At 69.6% G+C, this 25,137-nt stretch carries 24 protein-coding genes; 19 read left to right on the forward strand and 5 right to left on the reverse strand.

The annotated features are described in order from the left end of the window. Positions 1-136 precede the first annotated feature (136 nt). The 5 genes from ACIA58_RS22040 to ACIA58_RS22060 all read left to right on the forward strand — a co-directional run bounded on the left by ACIA58_RS22040 (position 137) and on the right by ACIA58_RS22060 (position 6,964). On the forward strand, positions 137-409 hold the full coding sequence (locus ACIA58_RS22040) for a hypothetical protein (protein WP_396405608.1): 273 nt from the start codon (positions 137-139) through the stop codon (positions 407-409). 60 nt (positions 410-469) lie between these two features. Then, positions 470-3,133 (forward strand): BTAD domain-containing putative transcriptional regulator, encoded by a 2,664-nt coding sequence (locus tag ACIA58_RS22045; RefSeq protein WP_396405609.1) that lies wholly within the window; start codon positions 470-472, stop codon positions 3,131-3,133. Between the two features lie 28 nt (positions 3,134-3,161). Then, complete coding sequence (locus tag ACIA58_RS22050) at positions 3,162-4,835, forward strand: alpha-amylase family protein (RefSeq protein WP_396405610.1); 1,674 nt, start codon at positions 3,162-3,164, stop codon at positions 4,833-4,835. 75 nt (positions 4,836-4,910) lie between these two features. Continuing rightward, on the forward strand, positions 4,911-5,696 hold the full coding sequence (locus tag ACIA58_RS22055) for an SDR family NAD(P)-dependent oxidoreductase (protein ID WP_396405611.1): 786 nt from the start codon (positions 4,911-4,913) through the stop codon (positions 5,694-5,696). Continuing rightward, the gene (locus ACIA58_RS22060; RefSeq protein WP_396405612.1) at positions 5,693-6,964 is read left to right on the forward strand and encodes a wax ester/triacylglycerol synthase domain-containing protein; all 1,272 of its coding nucleotides are present in this window, start codon (positions 5,693-5,695) and stop codon (positions 6,962-6,964) included. Before ACIA58_RS22055 ends, ACIA58_RS22060 begins: the two co-directional genes overlap by 4 nt. Here ACIA58_RS22060 and ACIA58_RS22065 read toward each other — a convergent pair. Continuing rightward, on the reverse strand, positions 6,920-8,107 hold the full coding sequence (locus ACIA58_RS22065; RefSeq protein ID WP_396405613.1) for a PucR family transcriptional regulator: 1,188 nt from the start codon (positions 8,105-8,107) through the stop codon (positions 6,920-6,922). The genes ACIA58_RS22060 and ACIA58_RS22065 overlap by 45 nt on opposite strands. 117 nt (positions 8,108-8,224) lie before the next feature. Between ACIA58_RS22065 and hpnC the strand changes: the two genes are divergently transcribed. Genes hpnC through hpnH form a run of 7 tightly spaced genes read left to right on the forward strand, consistent with a single transcriptional unit; the run spans position 8,225 to position 16,747 of the window. Next, positions 8,225-9,070, forward strand: a complete 846-nt coding sequence (gene hpnC / locus ACIA58_RS22070; protein WP_396405614.1) for a squalene synthase HpnC — start codon at positions 8,225-8,227, stop codon at positions 9,068-9,070. Next, a complete protein-coding gene (locus tag ACIA58_RS22075) occupies positions 9,067-9,933 on the forward strand; it encodes a squalene/phytoene synthase family protein (protein ID WP_396405615.1) in 867 nt (288 codons plus the stop codon). Before hpnC ends, ACIA58_RS22075 begins: the two co-directional genes overlap by 4 nt. Beyond that, positions 9,930-11,273, forward strand: a complete 1,344-nt coding sequence (hpnE, locus tag ACIA58_RS22080) for a hydroxysqualene dehydroxylase HpnE (RefSeq protein ID WP_396405616.1) — start codon at positions 9,930-9,932, stop codon at positions 11,271-11,273. Before ACIA58_RS22075 ends, hpnE begins: the two co-directional genes overlap by 4 nt. Further along, a complete protein-coding gene (locus tag ACIA58_RS22085) occupies positions 11,270-12,301 on the forward strand; it encodes a polyprenyl synthetase family protein (RefSeq protein ID WP_396405617.1) in 1,032 nt (343 codons plus the stop codon). Before hpnE ends, ACIA58_RS22085 begins: the two co-directional genes overlap by 4 nt. Continuing rightward, entirely contained in the window at positions 12,298-14,202 is a 1,905-nt protein-coding gene (gene shc, locus ACIA58_RS22090; RefSeq protein WP_396405618.1) for a squalene--hopene cyclase, read from the forward strand. Before ACIA58_RS22085 ends, shc begins: the two co-directional genes overlap by 4 nt. Next, positions 14,199-15,749, forward strand: coding sequence for a 4-hydroxy-3-methylbut-2-enyl diphosphate reductase (gene ispH / locus ACIA58_RS22095; protein ID WP_396405619.1), 1,551 nt, complete (start codon positions 14,199-14,201; stop codon positions 15,747-15,749). The genes shc and ispH overlap by 4 nt, the downstream gene beginning before the upstream one ends. Positions 15,750-15,751: 2 nt before the next feature. Beyond that, positions 15,752-16,747, forward strand: a complete 996-nt coding sequence (gene hpnH, locus ACIA58_RS22100) for an adenosyl-hopene transferase HpnH (RefSeq protein ID WP_396406499.1) — start codon at positions 15,752-15,754, stop codon at positions 16,745-16,747. Here hpnH and ACIA58_RS22105 read toward each other — a convergent pair. After that, positions 16,744-17,946, reverse strand: coding sequence for an MFS transporter (locus tag ACIA58_RS22105; RefSeq protein ID WP_396405620.1), 1,203 nt, complete (start codon positions 17,944-17,946; stop codon positions 16,744-16,746). The genes hpnH and ACIA58_RS22105 overlap by 4 nt on opposite strands. Before the next feature lie 144 nt (positions 17,947-18,090). Between ACIA58_RS22105 and ACIA58_RS22110 the strand changes: the two genes are divergently transcribed. Further along, the gene (locus ACIA58_RS22110; RefSeq protein WP_396405621.1) at positions 18,091-18,660 is read left to right on the forward strand and encodes a putative glycolipid-binding domain-containing protein; all 570 of its coding nucleotides are present in this window, start codon (positions 18,091-18,093) and stop codon (positions 18,658-18,660) included. Between the two features lie 74 nt (positions 18,661-18,734). On the opposite strand, the gene ACIA58_RS22115 is transcribed toward ACIA58_RS22110, so the two are convergent. Beyond that, the gene (locus tag ACIA58_RS22115) at positions 18,735-19,676 is read right to left on the reverse strand and encodes a hypothetical protein (RefSeq protein ID WP_396405622.1); all 942 of its coding nucleotides are present in this window, start codon (positions 19,674-19,676) and stop codon (positions 18,735-18,737) included. Positions 19,677-19,841: 165 nt separating this feature from the next. Between ACIA58_RS22115 and ACIA58_RS22120 the strand changes: the two genes are divergently transcribed. The 3 genes from ACIA58_RS22120 (at position 19,842) to ACIA58_RS22130 (ending at position 21,355) form a co-directional block, all read left to right on the forward strand. Continuing rightward, positions 19,842-20,264 carry a MarR family winged helix-turn-helix transcriptional regulator gene (locus ACIA58_RS22120; RefSeq protein WP_396405623.1) on the forward strand — a complete coding sequence of 141 codons (423 nt, stop codon included), beginning with the start codon at positions 19,842-19,844 and terminating at the stop codon, positions 20,262-20,264. Between the two features lie 100 nt (positions 20,265-20,364). Then, positions 20,365-20,775 (forward strand): DUF6069 family protein, encoded by a 411-nt coding sequence (locus ACIA58_RS22125; RefSeq protein ID WP_396405624.1) that lies wholly within the window; start codon positions 20,365-20,367, stop codon positions 20,773-20,775. A gap of 163 nt (positions 20,776-20,938) precedes the next feature. Then, the gene (locus ACIA58_RS22130) at positions 20,939-21,355 is read left to right on the forward strand and encodes a hypothetical protein (protein WP_396405625.1); all 417 of its coding nucleotides are present in this window, start codon (positions 20,939-20,941) and stop codon (positions 21,353-21,355) included. A 46-nt stretch (positions 21,356-21,401) separates the two neighbouring features. Here the strand turns inward: ACIA58_RS22130 and ACIA58_RS22135 are convergent, their stop codons facing one another. Next, a complete protein-coding gene (locus ACIA58_RS22135; protein ID WP_396405626.1) occupies positions 21,402-22,004 on the reverse strand; it encodes an RNA polymerase sigma factor in 603 nt (200 codons plus the stop codon). Between the two features lie 194 nt (positions 22,005-22,198). Here ACIA58_RS22135 and ACIA58_RS22140 point away from each other — a divergent pair, with 194 nt between their 5' ends. The 3 genes from ACIA58_RS22140 to ACIA58_RS22150 all read left to right on the forward strand — a co-directional run bounded on the left by ACIA58_RS22140 (position 22,199) and on the right by ACIA58_RS22150 (position 24,244). Further along, on the forward strand, positions 22,199-23,155 hold the full coding sequence (locus ACIA58_RS22140; RefSeq protein ID WP_396405627.1) for an ArsR/SmtB family transcription factor: 957 nt from the start codon (positions 22,199-22,201) through the stop codon (positions 23,153-23,155). A gap of 58 nt (positions 23,156-23,213) precedes the next feature. After that, positions 23,214-23,660, forward strand: a complete 447-nt coding sequence (locus ACIA58_RS22145) for a GNAT family N-acetyltransferase (protein ID WP_396405628.1) — start codon at positions 23,214-23,216, stop codon at positions 23,658-23,660. 77 nt (positions 23,661-23,737) lie between these two features. After that, entirely contained in the window at positions 23,738-24,244 is a 507-nt protein-coding gene (locus ACIA58_RS22150; protein ID WP_396405629.1) for a DUF2505 domain-containing protein, read from the forward strand. Here the strand turns inward: ACIA58_RS22150 and ACIA58_RS22155 are convergent. Further along, positions 24,230-25,117 (reverse strand): LysR family transcriptional regulator, encoded by an 888-nt coding sequence (locus tag ACIA58_RS22155; protein WP_396405630.1) that lies wholly within the window; start codon positions 25,115-25,117, stop codon positions 24,230-24,232. The genes ACIA58_RS22150 and ACIA58_RS22155 overlap by 15 nt on opposite strands. Positions 25,118-25,137 lie beyond the last annotated feature (20 nt).

The following is a 25,137-nucleotide window of genomic DNA, read 5'->3' on the forward strand; positions in this document are numbered from 1 at the left end:
CTACAGGTTGACGGCCTGTGAACACCGGGAATTGATGGCTGCGAAGTCTCGTAATGGTGGTGCAGAGTGGGTCATGACACCTGCCGGCTGGGGATGCTGAGGAGCGACGGCGGGAAGGTTCCTGGGGAGGAACGCCGTGCCTTTTGAGGAGAAGGCGGAGCTACATCGTCCGCCGCCCGCACAGCCCGACGGATCGATGCCGCTGTACACCGGTCACGCACCGCCCAATGCCGCCAACGGTCAGCCACCGTGGTCGCCGTTCGGCTGGGGTACTGATCTCGATCGCTTGAACGAGGACAGACTGCGTACGCCGGCACCGGCCGGCCGCGCCCTCGTTTTCGCTGCCTTCGTCGTCCTGTACGGCGGGCTCGTCTCGGCTCTGCTCGCAGTCATCGCTGTCCGGGTCTAGTCACCGCCGGACGGTGACCTCCGGCGCGCGCATGAGCCGGTGACGGCGGACAATGGCAGCGTGTGGTTTCGAGTGCTGGGTGCTGTTCAGGCGTCGGACGGCGACGCCGGAGTGGCGATCCCGGGGGAGCGGGTCCGGACTCTGCTGGCCGCATTGTTGCTGAGACCGGACCAGGTCGTCGCGGACGAGCAACTGCTGTACGACGTGTGGGGCGAGGAGCTCCCGTCGAACCCTCGAGCCGCGATGCAGGCAGCGATCTCCCGGCTGCGACGCTCGTTGACCGAGGTGGAGCTGCGCAACGAGCTCGGCGGGTATCGCCTGGACCTGACCGGTCACGACCTGGATCTGGTCCGGTTCCGCGATGGCGTGGCCGAGGCCGCGGCTGCTGAGCCGGAGCGTCGGGTGGAGTCGTTGACGGAGGCGTTGCACTGGCACGACGGCGACGTACTGCGCGGCGCTTCGACCGGGACGCTGGCGGAGCGGTTCGGGCGCGGACTGCGTGACGAGTGGCTGGACGCGCGAGAGCAGCGTGCCGAAGCGCGGTTGCTGACCGGGCAGGTTGACGAGGCGCTCGCAGAGCTGGCCGAGGTGACCGCGGACAGCCCGCTCCGCGAGCAGGCGTGGTTGCTCCTGCTGAAGGGACTGCATCAGGCCGGCCGGACGGCGGAAGCGTTGGCGACGTACGACCGGGTGCGTCGGGTGCTCGCGGAGGAGCTGGGCACGGACCCGTCGCCGGAGCTGCGCGAGCAGTATCAGGTCCTCCTCACGGGCGATCAGCCGCGGACGTGGACGGCGCGCACTCGACTGCCGTTGCCGGTGACCGGCTTCATCGGCCGCGATGACGAGCTGACCAAGGCCCTCGACCTCCTCGCGAACGAAAGCGGCCTCCCGGTTCTGGTCCTCTCCGGCCTCGCGGGCGTCGGCAAGTCAGCCCTGGCGGTCCGGATCGGCCACGCCGCAAAGCACCTGTTCCCGGACGGCCAGTGGCTGGTCCGCCTGCGCGGCCGCTCGATCGACGACGTGCTCGCCGAGCTGCTCGGGTTCTGCGAGGTCGATGTGATCCCGCCCGATCCGCAAGCGCGGGTGGAGATGTTTCGTGCGGCGTTGGCCGATCGGCGGGTGTTGATGATCCTCGACGACGCCCAGTCGGTCGACGACGTTCACGGCCTCCTGCCGAACGGCACGGGCTGCGCGGTGATCGTCACGAGTCGCCGATCGCTTCGTGAGCTCGCGGTGACGGTCGGGGCGAGCGGCACGGTGCTGGAGCCGTTGTCCTTGGCCGAGTCGAAGGCCTTTCTCCGGCAGGCGGTCGGCGGCGCACCGGTTGTCGACGGCGATGCGATCGATGAGCTGGCCGGTTTGTGCGCGGGGTTGCCGCTGGCGTTGCGGATCACTGCCGCCGGCGCGCGGACGCTGCCGGCCGGCAGACTGGCGACGTACGCCGGGCGACTGCGGGCGGACCGTCTCGATCGGCTGTCCCACGCGGTCGGTGATCACGGCGTCCGCGAGTCGTTCACCCTGTCGTACGACGCCCTGCCGGACGAGCTGCGCCGGCTGTTCGCCCTCCTGGGACTGCATCCTGGCGACGACTTCGGCGTCGGCGTCGCGGCGGCGTTGCTCGGGTCGGATGCCCGCACGACGGCTGCCGGGCTCGATCAACTGGCCGAGGCGAGTCTGCTGATCCGCACCGACGTCGACCGCTACCGGTTCCACGACCTTGTCCGCGATTACGCCGCGAGCCTCGACGTCGACGACCGTGGTCCGGCGGCGCGGCGGATGCTCGACTGGTACCTGTACTCCGGTCTCGGCGCGATGCGGATCCTGTACGACGGCGACGCCGCGCAGTACCTCGACCCGATCGCGCCCGCCGCGGAGCCTGCTCGCACGCGGGGCGAGCGGGAGGCCTACGACTGGTTCGACACCGAGTGGGACAGCCTGGTTGCCGCCATTCGATGGGCCGGGACGCACGGACATGCCGATCGGTGCTGGCAGATCGCCGGCGTCACCTGGCCGTACGTCGGCCATCGGCGGCGTTGGAATGACAATCGGGACCTGTACACCTTCGCGATCGAGCGGGCGCACGAGCAGGGACGTACCGACGGCGAGGCCTGGCTGCTGGGCCGCCTCGGCAGCGCTCAGCTGTACGCGAAGGATCTGCACGGCGCGCGACGCACCTTCGCCCAGATGCGGGACCTGAGCCGGACGGCCGGCGATCGCCACGGCGAGGCGTCCGCTGTCCGGGGCACCGCGATGGTGGCGCATTGGAAGGACTCCGACGCCGAGGCGCTCGAGCTCTATCGGGCTGCGTTGGAGCTGACGGACGCACCCATCGCACGTGCACACACGCTCAACAACCTGGGCGACTGTCAGTTCCGCCTGGGTGCGCTGGACGACGCGCGGGAAACCGTGGCGGAGGCGGTCCGGATCTATCGGGACGCGGGCAACCGTCAAGGTGGCGCTCTGGCCCAGGGGACCCTGGCCGAGATCTGCATGGCGCAGGGTGACCTCGAGGGCGCCAAGCAGCACATCCTCGCCGCTCTCGCAGTCTTCAAGGAGCTGCGCTCCGTCGTCCTCGAGGCAGAGGCAACCTCGATCCTGGCCCTGATCCACGAGGCCGCCGCCGATCAGGACCTGGCCCGCCGAACCGCCCGCCACGCCGCGAACCTCCTGACCGACGCCGGCGCCAACGTGTTCGTCGCCCGGATCGCCCATCTGACGGAGTAGGCCGGGCAGAGTCGGGTACCGGCCCCGTATGCGCCTCAGCGAGACAGCCGACGTCTGGTGGAAGAACGCGGTCATCTACTGCCTCGACGTCGAGACCTTCTTCGACACCGACGGCGACGGGCGGGGAGACCTGCACGGGGTCTGCCAGCGGATCGACCATCTGGCCGAGCTGGGCGTGACGTGTCTGTGGCTGATGCCGTTCTACCCGACGCCCGACCGTGACGACGGCTACGACATCACCGACTTCTACGGCGTCGACCCACGCCTCGGTACGCACGGCGACCTGGTCGAGCTGATCACGCTGGCCCGCGATCGCGGGATCCGGGTGATCGCCGATCTCGTCGTCAACCACACCTCGGACCAGCACCCGTGGTTCCAGAGCGCACGGTCGTCCCGCGAGTCGCCGTACCGCGGCTGGTACGTCTGGCGGGACGAGCCGCCGCCGGACGCGGACAAGGGCATCGTCTTCCCGGATCAGGAGACGAGCCTGTGGCAGTACGACGAAGAAGCGGGCCAGTACTACCTGCATCGGTTCTACAAGTTCCAGCCGGATCTCGACGTCGCGAATCGCGAGGTGCGCGAGGAGATCGAGCGGGTGGTCGGGTTCTGGTCGGAGCTCGGGCTGTCCGGCTTCCGGGTGGACGCGGTGCCGTTCCTGCTCGACACCGCCGGGGCCGAGGATGCGGGCAACCTGCCGGATCCGCACGACTACCTGCGGGACGTGCGGGCGTTCCTGGACCGGCGGCAGGGGCAGTCGATGCTGCTCGGCGAGGTCAATCTGCCCTATCCCGACGTACGGCGCTTCTTCGGCGACGAGGACGGCGACGAGCTGACGATGTGCTTCGACTTCATTGCCATGCAGCGGCTCTACCTGTCACTGGCCCGCAACGACCCGGCCGAACTGGTGAAGGCGCTGCGGGACCGGCCGGACCCGCCGGAGGCGGCGCAGTGGGGGACGTTCGTCCGCAACCACGACGAGCTGACCCTCGACAAGCTGTCCGGCGCCGAGCGGCAGGAGGTGTTCGACGCGTTCGGGCCGGACAAGGACATGCAGCTGTACGGGCGCGGTCTGCGCCGCCGGCTGCCGCCGATGCTGGGCAACGACCCGGCCCGGATCCGGATGGTCTACAGCCTGCTCTTCTCGCTCCCCGGTACGCCGGTGGTCTTCTACGGCGAGGAGATCGGGATGGGTGAGAACCTCGCCGCCCCGGACCGGCACGCGGTCCGGACCCCGATGCAGTGGACGGCCGATCTGAACGGCGGCTTCTCGACGGCCGACCCGTCCCAGCTGGCCGCTCCGATGGTCGAGGGTGAGTTCGGTCCGAAGAACGTGAACGTCGCGGCCCAGCGGCGCGACCCCGATTCCCTGTTCAACTGGATCAAGCTGCTGATCCTGCGGTACCGCGAGTGCCCGGAGCTGTCCTGGGGTGCCTGCACGATCCTCGAGACCGGGGAGCCGTCGGTGTTCGCGCACCGCTCCGACCACGAGGACGGGACGATCGTTGCCGTGCACAACTTCGCGCCGACGGCCGTCGGCGTCGAGGTGGCCGTCGCCGGCGCCGGTGTCGGCGTTCGCGCGGTCGACCTGCTGACCGAGGGGACGGCGAGCGTCGGTGACGACGGGGTGATGTCGCTCGACGTCGCGCCGTACGGTTGCCGCTGGCTCCGGATCGTGCGCCCGGGAGACCGTTACCTCGTGTGATTCGGCTCGTGTGATTCGGCCGGGTGGCGTCCCGTCGGGTGCATGCTGGAGGTGCGTGCACAGGCGGGAGGTTCGATGCGGCTGGACGGGAAGGTCGCGCTTGTCACCGGCGGATCGGCGGGAATCGGCGCCGCTGTGGCGGAGCGGCTCGCTGAGGCCGGGGCCCGGGTCGTGGTGCACGGGCGGGACGACGCGCGAACGGCAGCTGTAGCAGACCGGGTCGGGGGAGTGCCGGTGCTCGGTGATCTCGCTGAGCCCGGCGCGGCGGCCGCGATTGCAGCGGATGCGCTCGGCGCCCACGGGCAGATCGACGTCCTGGTGGCGAATGCGGGACTCGGGTGGTCGGGACCGTTCGCGCAGATGCACGCCGACGAGATCGATCGGCTGGTGGCTGTCGATCTGCTCGCGCCGCTGCAGTTGGCTCGTTGCCTGCTGCCGTCGATGGTCGCGCAGGGCAGCGGGCATATCGCGCTCGTAGGATCGATCGCCGGACGTACGGCGGTTGCCGGTGAAGCCGTGTACGCCGCCACCAAGGCCGCCCTCGACGTCTTCGCCGAAAGCCTCCGACTCGAACTTCGTGGTAGTGGTGTATCCGTGAGCCTGACTGTTCTGGGCGTCGTCGACACCGGCTTCTTCAGCGCTCGCGGCCGGCCGTACGACCGTAAGCGCCCGCGTCCGCTGCCCGCGACCGACGTTGCACGGGCGTTGGTTGACGGCATCGCCAACGACCGCGCCGAGATCTGGATCCCCGGCTGGTTGCGCGTCGCGCCCGCCGTCCGCGCCCTCGCACCGGGGTTGTACCGGCGCCTGTCCGCACGGTTCGGTGAGCAGGTTGCGTCGCGGACCGGGGAGGGCCGGTGAAAGGCATCGCCGTAGCGTCGGCCGACGCGTTCTTCCTGCACATCGAGCGGACCGGCGCTCCGCAGCACGTCGGCGGTGTCGTCGTCCTCGAGCCGACCGACCAGCGGCCCACCATCGACGAGATCCGCAAGCTCGTCGCCGACGGGTTCGCGCAGCTGCCGCGGATGCACCAGCGGCTCGGTCCGTCCTCGCGGTGGCGGCGACCACGGTGGATCGAGGCCGACGACGTCGACCTGGACTGGCACGTCGTCGAGCATCAGTCCACCGACGGGTACGCCGGTCTGCTGCGCTACATCGGCGAGCTCGCCGAGCAGCCGATGCCCAGGGACCGCCCGATGTGGCGGATCGCGATCGTCCGCGACATCGGCCCGGGCGGGGCCGACGGGCTGGTGGTGCTGGTCCACCATTCGATTGCCGACGGCATCGGAACGGTCCTGCAGACCTTCAGCCTCTTCGAGCCCCGGACCAGGATCGAGCTGCCGCCCGGCGCGGTCCCCGGCCGGCTGACCCGAACCGCGGCGACGACCGTCGGTCTCGCCCAGCTCGCGACGGACGGGACCGCGGCGAAGCTCCCGCCCGGCTCGTTGCGCCGCGAGTTCGGCACCGCCGCGATCGAGCTCGACGTCGTACGGCGAGCCGCCACCACCCGCGGCGTACGGGTGACCGACCTGCTGATCGCCTTGCTCGCCGACGGCGTGTACGCGGTCGCGCCCGGACTCGCCCGGTCGGTGAACGGTGCCCTGCGCTTCTCGGTCACGACGATGGTGCGTACTCCGGACAGCGCGGCGGAGGGCAATGCGACGGCCGCGATCATGGTCGAGGTGCCGGTGGACGGGCGTCCGTTCGACGAGTTGCTCGCCGAGGTGTCGGCGCGGACGAAGCGGCGGCTGCAGCGGCCGACGCGGGCGCTGGCTTCCCGGTTCGTGCTGGCGACCGGGCTGCGGATCGTGCCGGAGCCGTTCGCGCAGTGGTTCGCGCCGACCGTCTACGGGCAGCGATTCCTGCATGCGGTGGTGTCGAACATGCCCGGCCCGACCGACCGGATGTCGTTCGCGGGTGTGCCCCACGACCGGGTGTACCCGATCCTGCCGCTGGTCCCGGGGACTCCGCTCGCCGTCGGTGCGCTGAGCTGGACCGGCATCCTCGGCGTGGGGCTGGCGACCGATCCGCAGCTGATCGACGGTCCGGCTCTGGCGGCTCACCTGCACCGCGCGCTCGACGGCCTACGGACCGGGCCACTCGAGGGCGAGGAAGAGGCGCGCGCGTGACTCGGGGTCGTCCAGGCGATCGCCGTACAGCGCTCTGAGCCGCGCCATCCGGTAGCGGACGGTCTGCGGGTGGATGCTCAGCTCGTGGGCGATCGCCTGCCGGTCGCCGAAGTGCCGCAACCAGCTGGCCAGGGTCTCCGCGAGTCGCTCGCGGGCAGCCTCGGTCTCGCCTTCGAGCGGCGCGAGCATCTCGTCGCGCAACGCGGCGACCAGGGCCTCGTCGCGCCACACGATCAGCGCGTCGAGATGCTCGTCGGCGAACACCGGGTCGTCGGTCAGGACGCCGGTGTTCCGCAGCCGTACCGCGATGCGGGCGATCTCCAGGCTGCGGGGGAGCTGGGCCAGCGCCACCGAGTTCCCGACCACGGCACCCATCCCGGCGAGCTCGCGGCTCAGCTGCAGCCGGCGCCCCGGGCCGGACGGCTCCGGCACGATCGCGCCGACCACCACCGCGTTGCGGCGGATCGGCAGGGCGCCGGGCTCGAGCCGGGCCACCAGCGTCCCCGCGTGCTCCTGGTCGCCGTCGCTGTAGATGACGACGGCCGCGGTTGCCGGGATCCGCCAGGCGGCCTGCTGCGCGGCGATCCGGATCGCTTCGGTGCCGGCGCGGCCGGACAGCAGCAGATTCGCCAGGTCCTCGCGGCGTCGTTCGCGCGCCATCGCGTCGTCGATCTGCTCCTGCAGGTAGCCGTTGGCCGCGGAGAACGACAGCTGGTTGACGAAGACGAACACCGAATCGGCCAAGGCCGCAAGGTTGTCCGGCGCGAAGTCCAGCCGGAGTGCGGTGGCGGCGACATGCCGCCAGGCGACCCGGGCGCCGAGCTGGAACGCGGTGAGCAGCCGGGTGAGGTCGTTGCCCTCCTGCAGCTGGCGTCGGCCGATCTCCTCGAAGACCCGGCGTACCGTCTCGTCGGCGCGTTCGAGCGTGGTCGCGGGGTTGATCAGGTTGGCGATCGACATGTCGAGCAGCCGGTGCACGAACAGCTCGGCGGGTTTGACGACCGCGTCCCGGTCGGTGTCGAGGAAGGCAGCGTAGTCCGGCCAGTGCTCGGCCAGCCGGTCGCGTACTTCGGCCACCAGGTCGGGCAGCCCGTCGAGCAAGGCGTCCTCGAGCCGCGCGCGGTCGAAGGTTGCGATGGTCATGGACGACTCCTCCGGAGGAACCCATCGGGGCAACTGTAACGCCGTGACAAATTTCGGCTCGCCGAATGTTCCCCAGCGGGGCAGAGTTGGCATGAAACCGCTTCCCATCATGGAACTGTGCATCCAGACGGAGTGCAGAACACCGCTTCGCATCGTCAGCTGGGGAGAAGGGAGCACACCGAGAACTTTCCGGTCGCACTGAAGTTCCTGCCTGCCGCTCACCGGGAATCGTTGCACGCTGTCTACGGCTACGCGCGGACCGTCGACGAGCTCGGCGACAGCTACGCCGGAGACCGTACGGCGGCCCTGCGGGCGTTCGCGGTCGACCTCGACCGCATCTGGGCCGGCGACGAGCCGGAGCATCCGGTGCTGCGCCGGCTGTGCCCGATCGTCCGGCGGCACGAGCTGACGGCCGATCCCTTCCACCGCCTGATCAAGGCCAACCTGCAGGACCAGACGGTCACGCGGTACCGGACCTTCGAGGAGCTCGTCGGCTACTGCCGCCTGTCCGCCGATCCCGTCGGCCGCCTGGTGCTTGGTGTCTTCGACGTCAACGATCCCGAGACCGAGCGCCTGTCCGACCTGGTATGTACGGCGTTGCAGCTGGTCGAGCACTGGCAGGACGTGGGCGAGGACCGTCGCGCCGGCCGGATCTACGTGCCGCAGGCGGACCTGACAACGTACGGCGTGGCCGAAGCCGATCTCGACCGCGATCGGGCGACGCGGCAACTGCGCGACTTGATGACATTCGAGACTGCGAGGGCCGCAAAGATGCTCGACGAAGGTGCAGCGATCATCGGCCGATTGCGTGGCTGGGCGCGGGTGTCGGTGGCCGGGTTCGTGGCCGGCGGCCAGGCGACGGTCCGCGCGTTACGTCGTACCGGTGGCGACGTGCTGGCGCGACAAGCGCAGCCGTCCAAGGTCGATACCGTCCGGTTGCTGGTCAAGGCGGTCGCTCGATGACGCCGACGGTTGCGGAGGCGTACGCCGCCTGCCTGGAGATCACACGGACCGAGGCGCGCAACTTCTACTACGGCATCCGGCTACTGCCACCGCCGAAGCGGAACGCCTTGTCGGCGCTGTACGCGTTGGCCCGGCGGATCGACGACATCGGCGACGGAGACCTGCCGCTGGAGGAGAAGCGGACCGCACTGGCCGGGGTTCGCAAGGATCTGGGCCGGCTCGGGGATCTCGACGAGCCGGTGTACGTCGCGGTCGCCGACGCCGCGCGCCGGTACCCCGTCCCGCTCGGCGCGTTCGAGGAACTGGTCGCGGGCGTGGAGACGGACCTGGCCGAGGTCCGCATCGGCGACTTCGACGAGCTGGTCGTGTACTGCCGGCGCGTCGCGGGTTCGGTCGGCCGGCTGTGTCTGTCGATCTTCGGCCCGACCGGCTCGGACCTCGAAACGCTCGCCCTGTACGCCGACCAGCTCGGGATCGCGCTGCAGCAGACGAACATCCTCCGCGACATCCGCGAGGACCTGACCAACGACCGGATCTACCTGCCGGCCGACGAACTGGAGCGCTTCGACGTCCGGATCGAGCTCGACGAGCACGGCAACCTCGACGATCCGCAAGGTCACTTGGCCGGCTACATCCGCTATGCCGCCGGTCGCGCGCAGGACTGGTACTCACTCGGCTGGCGTCTCCTGCCGTACCTGGACTGGCGCAGCGGGGCGTCCTGCCGCGCGATGTCAGGCATCTACCACCACCTGCTCCGCCGGATCGGAGCGAATCCCGTGCTCGTGTACGACCAGCGATTGTCGTTGTCGGCGGGGGAGAAGGCACAGGTCGCGCTCGCCTCGCTGGCGGGAGCTCGTTCATGAGAAGGGTCGCAGTCGTCGGAGGTGGTCTGGCCGGGATCACTGCCGCGCTGCGGCTGGCCGACGCGGGGTGCGCGGTCGTGCTGCTCGAGGTACGGCCGAAGCTGGGCGGGCTGACGCATTCGTTCGAGCGGGACGGGCGGTGGATCGACAACGGGCAGCACGTCTTCCTTCGGTGCTGTACGTCGTACCTGCGGCTGCTCGATCGGCTCGGGGTGCGGGATCAGGTCCAGCTGCAGCGGCGGCTCGACGTACCGGTGCGGAGTGGACAGCGCGCGGGCGTGGGGCGGATCCGGCGGAACGGGATGCCGGCGCCATTGCATCTCGGGCCGGCGTTGGCGACGTACCGGTGGCTCAGCATGTCCGAGCGGGCCGCCGCGGTGCGGGGTGCGTTGGCGATGGGGAGGGTGGATCGGACCGCGGCGGAGACGGATGCGCAGTCCTTCGGGGGTTGGCTGGCGGCTCATGGACAGGATGCGCGGGCGGTGGAGGCGCTGTGGGAACTGATCGGGATCGCGACGCTGAATTCGCGTGCCGACGACGCATCTCTCGCGGTGGCGGCGACCGTGTTCCAGGTCGGCTTGCTGGAGCGAAGCGACGCTGCAGATATCGGGTGGTCGTTGGTGCCGTTGCAGCAATTGCATGGTGAGGCTGCTGCGCGGGCGCTGACGGCTGCTGGGGTGGCTGTTCGGTTGCGGGCGCGGGTTCGGGCCTTGGATGCGGTGGATGCGGCGGATGGTGGTTGGGCGATCGAGGGGGAGAGGTACGACGACGTAGTACTGGCGGTGCCGCCGGCCGAGGCTGCGGGACTGCTGCCGGACGACGCGGTGGACTTGCCGGCCGGGTGGGCGGAGGCACTCGGCAGCTCCCCGATCGTCAACGCACACGTGGTGTTCGACCGCGTGGTGCTCGACGAGCCGTTCGTTGCCGGCGTCGACAGCCCGCTCCAGTGGGTCTTCGATCGGACCGTCCAGAGCGGGAGCGATCGGAGTGAGCAGTACATCGCGGTGTCCCTGTCGGCGGCCGACAAGTTGATCGACACGCCGGTCGGCGAACTGCGCGACGTGCTGGTGCCTGCCCTGCGGCGGCTGCTTCCCGCGGCCGCCGACGCGCGTGTGAAGGAGTTCTTCGTGACCCGAGAGCGAAATGCCACCTTCCGGCCGGCGCCAGGCACCGGCCGCTTCCGCCCCGGCGCGACCACCTCTCGCCCCGGTCTGCACCTGGCGGGTGCCTGGACAGCCACCGGCTGGCCGGCCACCATGGAAGGCGCCGTCCGCAGCGGCGAGTCCGCGGCAGCGTCCGTCCTGAGGTTGCCGGCCGCAACGAAGGACGTGGTCTCGTGACAGCTGTGGAGAGGATGCCTGCGGCAACAAACGTCCTGGATCTGCTGGCCCGCGGGCGGGAGCTGGTCGATCCGCCGTTGCGGCACGCATTGCAGCGGCTCGACGAGCACAGCCGGCTGGTCTCGACGTATCACTTCGGTTGGTGCGACGAGCAAGGCCGGCCGACCGGCGCCAACTCCGGCAAGGCGATCCGGCCAGGTCTGACCCTGCTCGTGGCCGAGGCCGTCTGCGGATCATCGGAGCCCGCGGTGCCCGGTGGTGTAGCGGTGGAGTTGATCCACAACTTCTCGCTCATCCACGACGACCTGATGGATCGCGATACGCAACGCCGCCACCGCCGTACCGTCTGGGCGATCTGGGGCGACGCCACCGCGGTCCTCGTCGGCGATGCGCTCGCTTGTCTCGCCGACGAAGTACTTGCCGAGTGCAACTCGCCGTACGCCGTCCACGCCGGACACACACTCGCTGTCGCCACGCGCGAGCTGATCCGTGGACAGGTCCTGGACGTCGCGTTCGAACGCCGTGAGTCGGTCAGTCTGCCGGAGTGCCTGGACATGGCGGCCGGCAAGACCGGTTCGCTGCTCGGCGCGTCGGCCGAGCTCGGGGCGATCCTGGCCGGTGGCGATCCGGCGACCTGCGAGGCGTTCCGCACGTACGGCCGGGAGCTCGGCCTGGCGTTCCAGATTGTCGACGATCTGCTCGGCATCTGGGGAGCGCCGGAGAAGACGGGCAAGCCGGTGTTCTCCGATCTGCGTGCGCACAAGAAGACGCTGCCGGTGGTCTGGTCCCTCGAGTACGGCGGTGCGTGCGGGCGCGAGTTGGCCGCCTGGTTCGCGGAGCCGGGGACTCCGGGCGAGGACGACGTACGACGGGCCGCCGCACTGGTGGAGAACGCGGGCGGTCGGGAGTGGGCGCTGGCGGAAGCCGAGGAGCGCGTGCGGAAGGCCGGGAAGGCGCTCGATGCCGCGGGTGTCGCGTCGGACAACCTTGATCAGCTGGCTCAGTTCATCGCGGAGCGGCAGCTGTGACGGCCGAGCAGGTGGCCGGCGCCGACGTACGTGTCGAGGAATGTCTGGACGCGGCGGTGGCGTACCTGCGCTCGTTGCAGCACGACGACGGTTGGTGGAAGGGGGACCTGGCAACCAATGTGACGATGGACGCCGAGGATCTGATGCTGCGGCACTTCCTCGGCGTGGCGACCGCGCAGACGGACGTCGAGACCGCGCGGTGGATCCGGTCGCAGCAACGTGACGACGGCACCTGGGCGACGTTCCCCGACGGGCCGGGGGATCTGTCCACGACGGTGGAGTCGTGGGTCGCGTTGCGGATGGCGGGGGACGATCCAGCCGGTCCGCACATGCTGAAGGCCGCATCGTTCGTCCGCTCGGCGGGTGGGGTGGAAAGGGCGCGGGTCTTCACGCATATCTGGCTGGCGTTGTTCGGGCTGTGGGAGTGGGACGACTGCCCTGATCTGCCGCCGGAGTTGATCTTCCTGCCGCGCTGGGCGCCGTTGAACGTCTACAACTGGGCGTGCTGGGCACGGCAGACGATCGTGCCGTTGACGATCGTCAGCGCCCATCGCCCGGTGCGGCCGGTCTCGTTCACCATCGAGGAGTTGCGTGCCGGTAAGGCGGCTGCGACGCGGGCCGCTCCGTGGGCGTTGGAGGGTGCGTTCCAGCGGCTGGACGTCGTACTGAATGCGTACTCGCGGTGGGGGCCGCGTGGACCGTCCAAGGGGCTGCGGCGGCTGGCGATGCGTCGGGCGGTGGAGTGGATCGTGGCTCGGCAGGAGGCCGATGGGGGGTGGGGTGGTATCCAGCCGCCGTGGGTCTACTCGCTGATCGCGCTGGATCTGATGGGCTACGCGATCGACCATCCGGTGATGGCGGCCGGGTTGCGTGGGCTCGAAGGATTCACGGTGCGTACGGAGACCGCCGAGGGCCCGGCGCGGTGGTTGGAGGCGTGCCAGTCGCCGGTGTGGGACACCGGGCTGGCCGTCGGGGCGTTGCTCGATGCCGGTGCCGACCCGGACGACAAAACGGTGCTCAAGGCAACTGATTGGTTGCTGGCGGAGCAGATCGATGCTCCGGGTGACTGGCAGGTGCGGCGGCCCGGGTTGGTGTCCGGCGGGTGGGCGTTCGAGTTCGCGAACGACGGTTATCCCGATACCGATGACACCGCGGAGATCGTGCTGGCCTTGCGGCGGGTGGATCATCCTGAGGCCGAGCGGTTGCGGGAGGCCTTGGACGATGCGGTCGGGTGGACGACCGGGATGCAGTCGGCGGACGGTGGTTGGGGCGCGTTCGATGCGGACAACACCGACACGACGCCGTTGAAGTTGCCGTTCTGCGATTTCGGTGCGGTCATCGATCCGCCGTCGGCCGATGTGACCGCGCATGTGGTGGAGATGCTGGCGGCGGAGGGGCGGACCGATTCCGAGGAGTGCCGGCGCGGGGTGCAGTGGTTGCTGGAGTCGCAGGAGAAGGACGGGTCGTGGTTCGGGCGCTGGGGGACGAACCACGTCTATGGCACCGGTGCCGTGGTACCTGCGTTGATCGCCGTCGGGATGTCTGCTGAGGATCCGGTCGTCCGGCGTGCGGTGCGGTGGGTGGAGGAGCATCAGAACGCGGACGGCGGGTGGGGCGAGGACCTGCGCTCGTACGCTGATCCATCCTGGATCGGCCGCGGCGACTCGACTCCGTCGCAGACCGCATGGGCCTTGCTCACGTTGCTCGCCGCGGACGAACGGGGTGCCGCCGTTCGGCGGGGCATCGGCTATCTCGTCGACACCCAGCGGTCCGATGGCGGTTGGGACGAGCACCGCTACACCGGCACAGGCTTCCCGGGCGACTTCTACATCGGCTACCACCTGTATCGCGTGGTCTTCCCGATCTGGGCGCTGGGCCGCTACCTCGGGAGAAACCGATGAGGCCCGTCGTCTACACCCCGCTGTACGCCGAGTACTTCGCTCTCCGCGGCAAACTGACCACCGCGCTCGTCCGCACCGGCCGATCGCGAGGAAGGCCCACCCAAGGTCCCAGCTTGATCGCCGGGGTCGCGGGCGCGCTCGTCGACTGGATCGCCCCCGGCGACATCATCGTTGCCAGCGAGATCCGCCTAGCCGGACCGCCGGGCGTCGGCGGCGGGGAGGTGCAGGGGGTGATGCCGGGCGTCGATCGTGAGGCGGCGGGGGTCGGGAACTCCTCCGGAGACGTGCGGCGGGTGCCTTGTTTTGCGGCCGAGTTGGTGGCGGGGGAGTTGCGGCGGTTGGGGTTGACCGTTCATGTCGGGCCGGTTGTGACCGCGGACCATGTCGTGGACTCGGTTGGAGAGCGGGCTGCTCTGGCTGCGAGTGGGGCTATCGGGGTTGATACGGAGTCCGCGTTGTTGGCGGGGGACGACAGGCGGACGGTGGTTGTGCGGGTGGTGGTCGACACGCCGGGGCGGCCGTTGCGTCGGGTCGGGATGCCGGCCCGGGGGATCAAGGCGCTTGCGCGGCTTCGGCGGGCCGCACCGGCGCTTGACGCGTGGGCGGCGGCGACCGGGGAGCGTCAGTTGCTGCTTGCTGCGCCGCGCTCGTTCTGCGCTGGGGTCGAACGGGCGATCGAGACGGTGGAGCGGGCGCTGGAGCGGTTCGGTGCGCCGGTTTTTGTCCGCCGTCAGATTGTTCACAATCGACATGTCGTCCAAGCTCTCGAAGCTCGCGGTGCGGTCTTCGTCGAAGAGTTGGACGTCGTACCCGAAGGCAGCCTCGTCGTCCTGGCTGCCCACGGCGTAGCACCCGCCGTCCGAAGGCAGGCCGCCGCGCGCCGGCTCCAGGTCATCGACGCGACCTGCCCCCTCGTCGCGAAGGTGCATCAGGAGGTACGCCGGTACGCCGCCCGCGACACCACCGTCGTACTCATCGGCCACCCCGACCACGAGGAAGTGATCGGGACGATGGGCGAAGCCCCGGACCACGTGATCGTCGTCGCCGATCCCGCCGCGGCCGAGACCGTCCAGCTCCCGGACCCCGCAAAGGTCGGCTACGCCATGCAAACCACCCTCGCCGTCGAAGAAGCCGCCGAAACAGCCGCAGTACTGCGGCGGCGCTTCCCCAACCTGACCGGACCGCGCAGAGACGACATCTGCTACGCCACCAGCAACCGCCAAGCCGGCGTACGCGAGATCGCGGCGCAGTCCGACCTCGTCGTCGTGCTCGGCTCAGAGAACTCCTCCAACTCGAAACGCCTCGCCGAGGTCGCCGAGGCCGCAGGCACGCCCGCGGTACTCGTCGACGACGCGGGCGAGCTCGAACTCCACCGCCTGGCCGGCGCCGGACGGATCGGGATCACCGCGGGCGCGTCCGCCCCGCCGGTGCTTGTCGACAATCTGATCCGCTGCTTGTCCGGGCTCGGACCGGTGGCCGTCACCGAGAACGGGACGCTGACCGAGGACGTCCGCTTCGCGCTACCGAAAGAGGTGAGTCAGCCGTGAGCATGCCGCTACGGCAGTCCATCCGCCTGGGCGGATACCTGATGAAGCAGAAGCTCCGTCGCCGGGAGAAGTTCCCGATCCTGCTCGAACTCGAGCCGCTGTACGCGTGCAACCTGAAATGTGCCGGCTGCGGCAAGATCCAGCAGACGCACGACTGGCTGAAGCAGCGGATGCCGGTCGAGCAGGCCGTCGCCGCGGTCGAGGAGTGCGGCGCGCCGATGGTGTCGATCGCCGGCGGCGAACCCTTGATGCACAAGGAGATCGACGAGATCGTCCGGCAGTTGCTTGCCCGGGGCAAGATCGTGTTCCTGTGCACGAACGCCGTGCTGCTGCCGAAGCACCTGCACAAGTTCGCCCCGCACAAGAACTTCGCGTGGATGGTGCACATCGACGGACTGCGCGAGCGGCACGACCAGTCGGTCTGCAAGGACGGCGTCTTCGACCAGGCGGTCGACGCGATCAAGCAGGCGCAGGCGGCCGGCTTCCGGGTGATGACCAACACCACGTTCTTCGACACCGACAGCCCGCAGGACGTCATCGACGTACTCGACTACCTGAACGACGATCTGAAGGTTGACAATATGCAGATCTCGCCCGGGTTCGCGTACGAGAAGGCGCCGGACCAGGAGCACTGGCTCGGCCCGGAGGAGACCCGGCAGCTGTTCCGCAAGGCGTTCGGCGACGGCCGGCGGAAGAAGTGGCGGCTCAACCACTCGCCGCTGTTCCTCGACTTCCTCGAGGGCAAGGTCGACTTCAGCTGTACGGCGTGGGCGATCCCGCTGTACTCGCTGAAGGGCTGGCAACGCCCCTGCTATCTGATGGACGACGGGTACGTCGGGACCTACCAGGAGCTCATCGACGACACCGATTGGGACAGCTACGGCCGCGGCAAGGACCCGCGCTGCGCCAACTGCATGGCCCACTGCGGTTACGAACCGACCGCCGTGGTGGCCACTCTCGGCTCACTGCGCGAATCGATCCGGGCCGCCGTCGGTTAGGCCTTCTCGCGGACGCCGAGGATCACGAAACCGACGATCGCCACCGCCGTCAGGCAGCTCGGGATGAAGAAGACGTGCGGCAGGCCGATCGCGGCCACGCCGAGTCCGCCGATCACGCCGCCGATCGCCGAGCCGAGCGGGATCGCGCCGAGGAAGACGCCGGACGCGGTCCCGGCGCCTTCGGGGTAGAGGCGTTGGGCGATCGTGACGCCGAGCCCGCCCACGCATGCCCAGAGACCGGCGTTCAAGGCCTGGCCGACGAACAGGCCGGCCACCGAGGTACTCAGGGCATAGGCGAGGTTGCCGGACAGGCCGAGCACGGCGCCGACCGTCATCGCGCGGATCCCGCCGAACCGATCGGCCAGGAGCGCCACGACCGGCAGCAGGGCGAGTTCGAGCAACGGCTGGATGCCGATCACGGCGCCGCGGATCGTGTCGGAGACGTGCAGCTGATCGGCCATGTAGATCGGCAGGTAGCCGAACTTGATGGTGTCGCCGGTCATCGCCAGCACGCAGACCGCGGTGAAGGCGAGCAGCGGCATCATGTGGTCGATCCGCCGGCGCCCCGAATGCTCAGCCGGTTCGGCGGTCGGCGGGGCGACGTACCGCTCGACCCGCTGGCGACCGAGCGGGATCATCTGGGCGAACACGCAGACAGCCGTCCCCACCAGCAGCGCCCGCAGCCCGAACTGGCCGCCGAACCAGCTGCCGACCACCGGACCGAGGATCCAGCCCGCGGTGAACGCCATCCGGATGGTCGCGACAATCCGGTTCTCGGCGCGCGTCGGGTGCCGGCTCAGCTCGTCCCGGCACGCGGCGAACAGCGTCGCCATCGAGCCGCCGGCGATGCTCAGCGCCAGCGCGCTGATCACGAACGGCAGCCACACCACGTCCGCCGCCGCCATCGCCAGCCAGCCGACGCCGCCGACGACCGAGCAGATCCGGAACCACAGCAGCCGGTCGCGGCTCCGGTCGGACCACCGTCCGACCAGGAACCCGGCGAGCGGGGCAGCCAGGTTCGTGACGGAGTACAGGCCGGCGACCGGCAACGGCGTACCGAGCTCCCGGACCAGGAAGAGCGTGAGCTGCGGAGTGGCCGCCGACATGCCGATACCGGCGATCAGCAGCGCGAGGAACGCCGAGCGGTAGAACCGCGACCGGAGCACAACGCCCAGCGCGGACTCCGACCGGTCCAGCATCACCCCTCCAACGGAAAGCGCCCTCCGACGAACGATAGGCGCTAGTCCGCCATCATGCTCAACCGTGTCAGTCCTCGAACACGAGACCGTCCGACGCCGGTCAGATGGTCGCCCTCCGAACACACGTCTGGCTAGAGTCTCAGGATGCAGCTGAAATCGATGCCCCGGGCCGCGTCCTGGACCCACGGGGGAGTGCGGACCGGCTTCGAGGTGCTGTTCGTGGACGGTCACCGGCTGCGGGGGCGGACGTCGGCGCGCGAGGGTCCATCGACCTGGTTCGTCGGATATGAGATCGACGTCGACGAGGACTGGTTGACGAGGACCGTGCACGCGGCCGGCTCGACGGCGTCGGGTGATCGCGAGGTCGCGCTCGAGCGGGGTGCGGACGGCCGCTGGAGTGTGGACGGATCGGCCCGGCCGGACCTCGACGGCTGCCTGGACGTGGACTTCGAGTCGTCAGCGGTCACGAACACGCTGCCGATCCATCGGCTGCCGTTCGTGGTCGGCGAGACGCTCGAGGTCCCGGCGGCGTTCGTCCAGGCGGACGATCTGAGTGTGATCCGGATCGAGCAGCGATACACCCTGCTGAGCTCCGACGAGCAGCGGCACGTCTTCGGCTACGAGTCGGCGACGTTCGACTTCGCGTGCGACCTGACGTACGACGCCTCCGGGCTCGTCCTCGACTACCCGGGCATCGCGACCCGCGACAGCTAGTTCCAGATCGCCTGACTGCCCCCGGCGGCCGACCTCATTGGAGTGGCCGGCCGCCGGGGGTTACTGCCGTGGGACTAGCCGCCGTTGAGGGTGTCGTACTTGGGGGCGATGCGGAAGTACTGCGGGTCCGAGAAGGTCAGCGGGACCTTGCCCAGGCTCTTGATCACCGTGCTCGTTCCGTTGGCGTGGCCAACGGCGTACAGGTAACCGGACTTGGTGTCGCGGTCGATGCCGAGCAGGAGCGTTCCGCTCGCCCCGCAGTTGGTGGCGATGAGCTGCTCGAAGCCCTGCCAGGTCGCGGTGCGAACCGTCTTGCCCACCGTCGTGGCGTTGTACTTCGTCGGCCAGGTGACCGTCAGCAGCGTGCCGGCGCGGGTGTTGGCGATGAAGGTCTCCGTGGTGTCGGTGCGGCCGATCAGCGCCATCGACTTCACCGTGCTGAGCCCGCCGACACCGCCGGTCGAGCGCCATCCGGTGCCTTCGGCAACCCAACGGTCCATCACGCCGTTGGTCCGCTGGGCGTAGAGCGTCGTCCGGGCCGGGGACCCGGCGTCGGCCGCCCGCTTGATGGACTGCTCGATCCAGCGGTAGCTGGCCCAGCCGCCGCCGATGCGGAGATTGTTGTGGGGATAGTGCGGGTCGATCTGGCTCTCGCCGTCGACGACGAACGAGCTCGAGTACAGGGCGCCGCCCATGACGGTCAGCCCGGTCCGCGACTCACCGCTGGTCCCGAGCGGCGTGCCGACGACGGTGCTGATGTGCTGGACCCCGTTCGCCGGGAAGACCCCGGCCGTGCCCCGGACGCCGCCGACGGTGATCGGCGCCGTGGCGTTGATCATCCTGCTGGTGAAGGCGCCGTTGGCCGTCACCGACCCGAGCCGGAGCGCACACGCCGCGGTGGTGGCGGTGGTACCCGATTGTGCTGCCGGCTTTGCCTGCGCCGCCGATGCTGCGGCCGCGCCCAGCCCCAGTGCGAGCACCGCGGCCGAAGCCAGACCTACGGTCTTGCGAAACATATGGATCGTCCTCCCCTGGTGCGGAGACATCCTCGCCTCCGTCGTACCGCATTGGATTCCGGGCACCGCCGAAAAGTTCACCGTCGTGTTGCGGGAAATCGCAGGCCACGGCCGGACTAAGGTTGGGCTGACCCGCTGAGTTGAGGGGAAGACGGAAGGGGCGGCATGGCGGCGAAGACGTTGGCGGCGGGACCGGCGTTGATCCGGGCGGCCACGGCCGTGACCGAGCACTACGAGCGGATCAGCTCGGACCTCGGCCTGACCATGCAACAGGCCCGGTTGCTGTTCATCCTTCATCGCCGGCCGACGAACATGCTCGGGCTCGGATCGGCGTTGCGGTTGACCAAGTCCACGATGACCGGCGTGGTCGCCCGGATGGAGTCGGCCGGCTTGGTCGAACGCGTCCCGGATGCGGCCGACCGGCGGAACTTCGTGGTCACGCCGACCGATCACGGCGCCGAGGTCGCCGAGGAGTTCGAGCGCCGGCTGCGCACCGAGGTACGGCGGATGCTGCGGGTGCTCGACCCGGCCGAGCGGGACACGCTCGGCGTGCTGCTGACCGCGGTGATCGCCGGCCAGGACGACTGACAGTACGAGTTTCGGACTGTTTGCCGGGATCGCTGGTGCTTCGCGAGCGGCCCGACTACTGTCATTAGTACGAGATTCGTACCGTTGACGGAGGTGCCCGATGGCGTCGATCGATGTGCAGCAGCCGGTGGCGGTCGACCGCCGGCGCCTGATCCTGCTCGTGACTGCCGCGGTCGTCGCGGGCGTCCTGAACTACCTGGTCGCGCGCGGTGCGGTGGCGCTCGGCGCCGACCAGACGTTCCGCCCGCTGACCCCACCGGTGTTCATCCCGTTCACCCTGGTCGGCGTCGCGATCGGCTTCGCCGGCTGGCGCGCCGTCGTACGCCGGTCCGCCCGGCCGCACTCCGTACTCCGCGTGCTCGTCCCGGTCGTGCTGGTCCTGTCGATGATGCCGGACCTGCTCCTGCTGGCCACCGGCTTCATCCCGCACACCTCCGGCACCGCGGTCGCCGGACTCATGGTGATGCACATCGTGGTCACGGCGGTCGCCGTACCGGCGTACGAGTTGTGAGGACGTGACTCGGGTTACGTTCGCCGGGGGTCCAGCCGGGCGTGTGAAAGGTGCCGTGTGGCCGGGGTAGCTGGTAGACACGAGACTTGGCGCTGGCGGCGGACAGGAAACGGCTTCGATGGTGATGGCATGGCGGTTCGGCGCCGTTGGCGTTGATGCTGTCATGGCGGTGATCCGTGACCCGGAAACGTTCGCCGACTGGATGGTCGCCGTACCGTCTCCGCTGCGCGCCGGGTTCAGCTGGCCGGAGACGGGCTGCGTAGTGGAGCGGGACACCGGCAAGGAGCTGCGCGGCCGCCACATGCACAACCGGCACCTGATCGTCGCGGTCGTCGACAGGTGGCGGCCCGATCATGAACTGGTGGTCCGCCTGCGCAGCGGGCTGGGCGGCTGGGTCCGGGTAGCAGTCAAGGTGCAGTCGCGGCCCGGGGGAGCGCTCATCGAGGTGAGGGCCGAACCGTTGACCGCCTCAGCCCGCCTCCGGTTCGCCGGCGCCGGCCGCAACGCCGCCGAACAACGCTGCGCTCTGGTCGCCGAGCGACTGATCACGTTGGCCACCACCGACGAACCCGACGACTAGCATCCCGGCACGAGCACCTCGCCGTGCCTCGGTTTGCTTGCGTTCGTCAACGATCCTTGACCACCTGGCGCAGACGGTTGGTGGCCCGGAACTGGAGCTGTTTGATCGCCCCGTCGGTGCGGTCCATCGCCGCTGCGGTCTCGCTGATCGACAGACCCGCGAAGAAGCGCAGCACCAGGCATTCGCGTTGGTCGTCGGGCAGGCGGGTGAGTGCGTCGCGCACCGTCGCCGTACTCACCGACAGCAACGCGGCCTGCTCCGGCCCGACCGACTCGTCGATCTGAGGCCCGACCTCGTCGGTCACGATCGCCAGCCGGCTCCAGCCGGAGCGGTGGTGATCGATGACGACGTTCCGGGCGATGGTGACGAGCCAGGCCGCGAAGTTCAGCTCGGCCCGCGGCCGGCGGGCGATCGCGCGAAACGCCCGCAGGAACGTCTCGCTGGTCAGATCCTCGGCCGCGCTGCGGGACGAGGTCTTGCTGTAGGTGTAGCGGTAGATCGACGGCAGGTACCGATCGTAGAGCTGCCCGAAGGCGGCGCCGTCGCCCGCTTGCGCGAGCCGGATCAGTTCGTCCTCGTCGTCGGGATCGTCGGTGAATCTGTGGTCGGCGACCCTGCGGGCAGCCGTGCTTGCACCTGCGATGGCCATGCGCTTCCCAAGCCCCGTTCTCAGTCAGCTACGCGGTGAACATCACGAAAAGGTTACCGAAAGTCGCCCTCCGTGTCACTCCCCTTCCATCGCGTCACCGGACATTTCGAGGTTCGTTGAAATGATGGTGCGTGACCCCGGCCCGGGCCGACCATCGGACAAGGACTGACTTCCTGCGTGACCGGGAGAAAAGGATGGCCATCGAACCGCGCTCCGTGCTGGTACCCGACCTGTCGATGCTGTCGGTGACGCTGCAGGCGCTGCTCGGAGACGGCAAGGGGATACCGAAGCTGCTGCGGCTGCGGTTGCTCGCGGTGGTGCACACGCCGGCCGGCCGCGCGGCGATGCGCCCGATGGTCGTGCAGCCCGGGCCACGCCGGCAGATCCCGTCCGCGGTCGCGCCGCTGAACCCGGTCGCCGACCTGCCGATGGAGACCCAGATCGAGGCGTTGCGGTCCAACCACAACGACCAGCTGCGCAACAACCTCGTCGAGATCTACGGCGACCGCATCCCGCCGGTATGGCGGGCGGCCGCGGAGCAGCCGGCCCGGTGGTCCCGCGCGCTCGGTGACGTGCTCGCCGACGTGTGGAGCGGCCCGGGGCGCGATGCCTGGTCGCGGTCGCGGTCCGCGATCGACGGCGAACTGCGCCGGCACGAGAACCTGCTCGAACGCGGCGCCACGCACACCCTGCTGAACACGCTCTCACCGCGGATCCGCTTCGACCGCGACGGGTTCATCCTGGACGGGCGGGTGAAGGTTCCGGTCGGCAACCGCAAGATCGTGCTCGCGCCGATGATCTCGGCCCCGAACTCGATGGTGGTGGAGAACAGCGATCCGGTCGCGGTCGTGATCGGCTACGCACTGCCCGGCGCGCTGGCGTCCTGGTCGCCGGCCGGCCTTCCGGTCCGCGAGTCCAGCGACGCGCTGGCCACGGTCATCGGTCATGTCCGGGCCGAGATCCTCCGCCGGCTGGTGCTGCCGATGAGCATGAGCCAGCTGGCGGCCGAGCTCAGCTGTGCGCCGAGCACCGCGACGCATCACTGCAATACGCTGGAGTCGGCCGGTCTGGTCGAGCGGATCCGGCAGGGCAAGAGCATCCTGGTCCGCCGCACCGACCGCGGCTCGGCCCTGGTCGACATCTTCGCCTGATCGTTGCGCCAGGCAACCTTCTGGACAGGCGACCTTCTGGACAGGGTGGAGGACTGTGATGGAAGACGTCCGGCTCCGGCCGGCCACGCGCGCCGACGACGAGTTCCTGTACGACCTGCACCGCCGCACGCTCGGCGAGGTGATCGAGGCGACCTGGGGCGGGTGGGACGACGAGGTGCAACGGCAGTTCCACCGGAACTGGTTCGAGCCGGCAACCATCGAGATCGTTCTGGTCGGCGGTCAGCCGGCCGGGATGGTTCAGGCCGGGCCGGCCGACGCCGCCACGTTCTACGTGTCCAGGATCGAGATCGCCCCCGAAGTACAGGACCGCGGTGTGGGTACGGCGTTGTTGCGCCGGCTGGTCGAGCGCGCGAAGGAGTCGGGTGCGTCGGCTGTCGAGTTGCACGTGCTGGAGCTCAACCGCGCCCGTGACCTGTACGAACGCCTCGGCTTCGAGGTGGTCGGCGAGGAGCCGCCGAAACTCCGGATGCGCCTCGGACTGTGAGCAGCGCGGTGATCCGGCGAAGGCCGGAACCTGCAGCGCCCGTGACCGGGAAGTGAGGGTCAGGGCAAGATTGGCGCATGGATCTGTCACTCGCCACGACCTATGACGCCTCTCCGGAGGAAGTCTTCGCGATGATCACGGACATCACGTTCCAGGAGCAGGTGTTCGAGCGGTTGCGGGTGCAGTCGTACGACGTCGTGGTGGGGGATGCCGGTGGCAACGGTGATGATCTTGCGGTGCGGTTCCATTGGCAGACGCAGGCGGCCGACGTACCCGTCGTCGCCCGGCGGTTCGTCGGGACCACGCTGGAACTCGCCCAGAACAAGGTGTGGCACCGTCCCGACGTCAACGGTGCGCGCGAGGCCGATGTCGACGGCGGGGTGACCGGCGTGCCGGTGAAGGTGAGCGGCACGACCCGGATCGTGCCGGCCGGCCGGGGGACGACCCAGGCCTTCGATCTGCAGGTCACCGCCTCGGTGCCGATGGTGGGCAAGGGCATCGAACAGGTCGTCGCCGATGCCGTGCGGATCCGGTTGGAGAAGAAGTTCGAGGTCGCCCGGGCCTGGCTGTCAGGCTCGCTCTGACTCCCAGTCCCAGGTGGTGATCGCGGTGCGCATCAGCTCGGCGGCGGGGGAGAGCTGGGCTTCCGCGCTCCACAGCAGCGAGAGTGTGCGGCGGCATTCCGGGTGGTCGACGGCGATCGCGGCGACCGGGTAGTCCGGCACCGAGCGTCGCGCGAAGTCCGGGTTGAAGCCGATGCCGAGGCCGGTGCGGATCAGTTCCTGGATGGCTGCCGCCTCGTCGCTCTCGCACACGATCCGCGGAGTCTGCCCGGTGTCGGCGAACAGCCGGTCGAGCAGACGGCGTTGCCAGTGGCCTTTGCGGGCGATCACGAACGGCTCGTCGGCCAGGTCCCCGACACTCACCGAGTCGCGGCCCGCGAACGGGTGGCCGAGCGCGGTCACCACCAGAACGGCCTCGTCGAGCAGCATGGCTGATTCCAGTCCGGCGCCGGGGACCGGTTGGGAGGCGACGCAGAAGTCGATGTCCTGGGCCCGCAACCGGCGCGGCATCTCCTCGGCCGACATCTGCTGGAGCTCGATCTCCACGCTCGGATGGTCGCGTTTGAAGGCGGCGATCGGTTCGGTCAGAGCGAGGAACGTCTCCGCCGCCAGCCGCACCGATCCCGATCCCTGCTCGGTTGCCTCGGCCACGGCCCGCCGGCCGGCGTCGAGCTCGCCGAGCGCGCGTTCGGCGTACCCGCGGAACAGAACGCCCGCGGGGTTGAGGCGGAGCCGGTTGGCCCGGTCGAACAGCGGCGTACCGAGTTCGTGCTCGAGGCGGGCGATGGTGCGGCTCAACGACGGCTGGGCCAGGTGGAGCTCCTCGGCCGCGCGGCTGAGGTGTTCGAGGCGGGCGACCACGACGAACTGCCGGAGCATGTTCAGATCCATCATGCCTCCTCGATCATAACGAG

Source organism: Kribbella sp. NPDC051586 (assembly GCF_044453965.1).
Classification (GTDB): domain Bacteria; phylum Actinomycetota; class Actinomycetes; order Propionibacteriales; family Kribbellaceae; genus Kribbella.

Coding starts and splice junctions, on each gene's coding strand:
- ACIA58_RS22120 (WP_396405623.1), top strand. CDS start 19,842: ATGGCGGCGAAGACGTTGGCGGCGGGACCGGCGTTGATCCGGGCGGCC.
- ACIA58_RS22115 (WP_396405622.1), bottom strand. CDS start 19,676: ATGTTTCGCAAGACCGTAGGTCTGGCTTCGGCCGCGGTGCTCGCACTG.
- ACIA58_RS22110 (WP_396405621.1), top strand. CDS start 18,091: ATGCAGCTGAAATCGATGCCCCGGGCCGCGTCCTGGACCCACGGGGGA.
- ACIA58_RS22155 (WP_396405630.1), bottom strand. CDS start 25,117: ATGATGGATCTGAACATGCTCCGGCAGTTCGTCGTGGTCGCCCGCCTC.
- ACIA58_RS22130 (WP_396405625.1), top strand. CDS start 20,939: ATGGCGGTGATCCGTGACCCGGAAACGTTCGCCGACTGGATGGTCGCC.
- ACIA58_RS22125 (WP_396405624.1), top strand. CDS start 20,365: ATGGCGTCGATCGATGTGCAGCAGCCGGTGGCGGTCGACCGCCGGCGC.
- ACIA58_RS22135 (WP_396405626.1), bottom strand. CDS start 22,004: ATGGCCATCGCAGGTGCAAGCACGGCTGCCCGCAGGGTCGCCGACCAC.
- ACIA58_RS22150 (WP_396405629.1), top strand. CDS start 23,738: ATGGATCTGTCACTCGCCACGACCTATGACGCCTCTCCGGAGGAAGTC.
- ACIA58_RS22105 (WP_396405620.1), bottom strand. CDS start 17,946: ATGCTGGACCGGTCGGAGTCCGCGCTGGGCGTTGTGCTCCGGTCGCGG.
- ispH (WP_396405619.1), top strand. CDS start 14,199: ATGAGGCCCGTCGTCTACACCCCGCTGTACGCCGAGTACTTCGCTCTC.
- ACIA58_RS22065 (WP_396405613.1), bottom strand. CDS start 8,107: ATGACCATCGCAACCTTCGACCGCGCGCGGCTCGAGGACGCCTTGCTC.
- ACIA58_RS22145 (WP_396405628.1), top strand. CDS start 23,214: ATGGAAGACGTCCGGCTCCGGCCGGCCACGCGCGCCGACGACGAGTTC.
- hpnH (WP_396406499.1), top strand. CDS start 15,752: ATGCCGCTACGGCAGTCCATCCGCCTGGGCGGATACCTGATGAAGCAG.
- ACIA58_RS22050 (WP_396405610.1), top strand. CDS start 3,162: ATGCGCCTCAGCGAGACAGCCGACGTCTGGTGGAAGAACGCGGTCATC.
- hpnE (WP_396405616.1), top strand. CDS start 9,930: ATGAGAAGGGTCGCAGTCGTCGGAGGTGGTCTGGCCGGGATCACTGCC.
- ACIA58_RS22055 (WP_396405611.1), top strand. CDS start 4,911: ATGCGGCTGGACGGGAAGGTCGCGCTTGTCACCGGCGGATCGGCGGGA.
- ACIA58_RS22140 (WP_396405627.1), top strand. CDS start 22,199: ATGGCCATCGAACCGCGCTCCGTGCTGGTACCCGACCTGTCGATGCTG.
- ACIA58_RS22075 (WP_396405615.1), top strand. CDS start 9,067: ATGACGCCGACGGTTGCGGAGGCGTACGCCGCCTGCCTGGAGATCACA.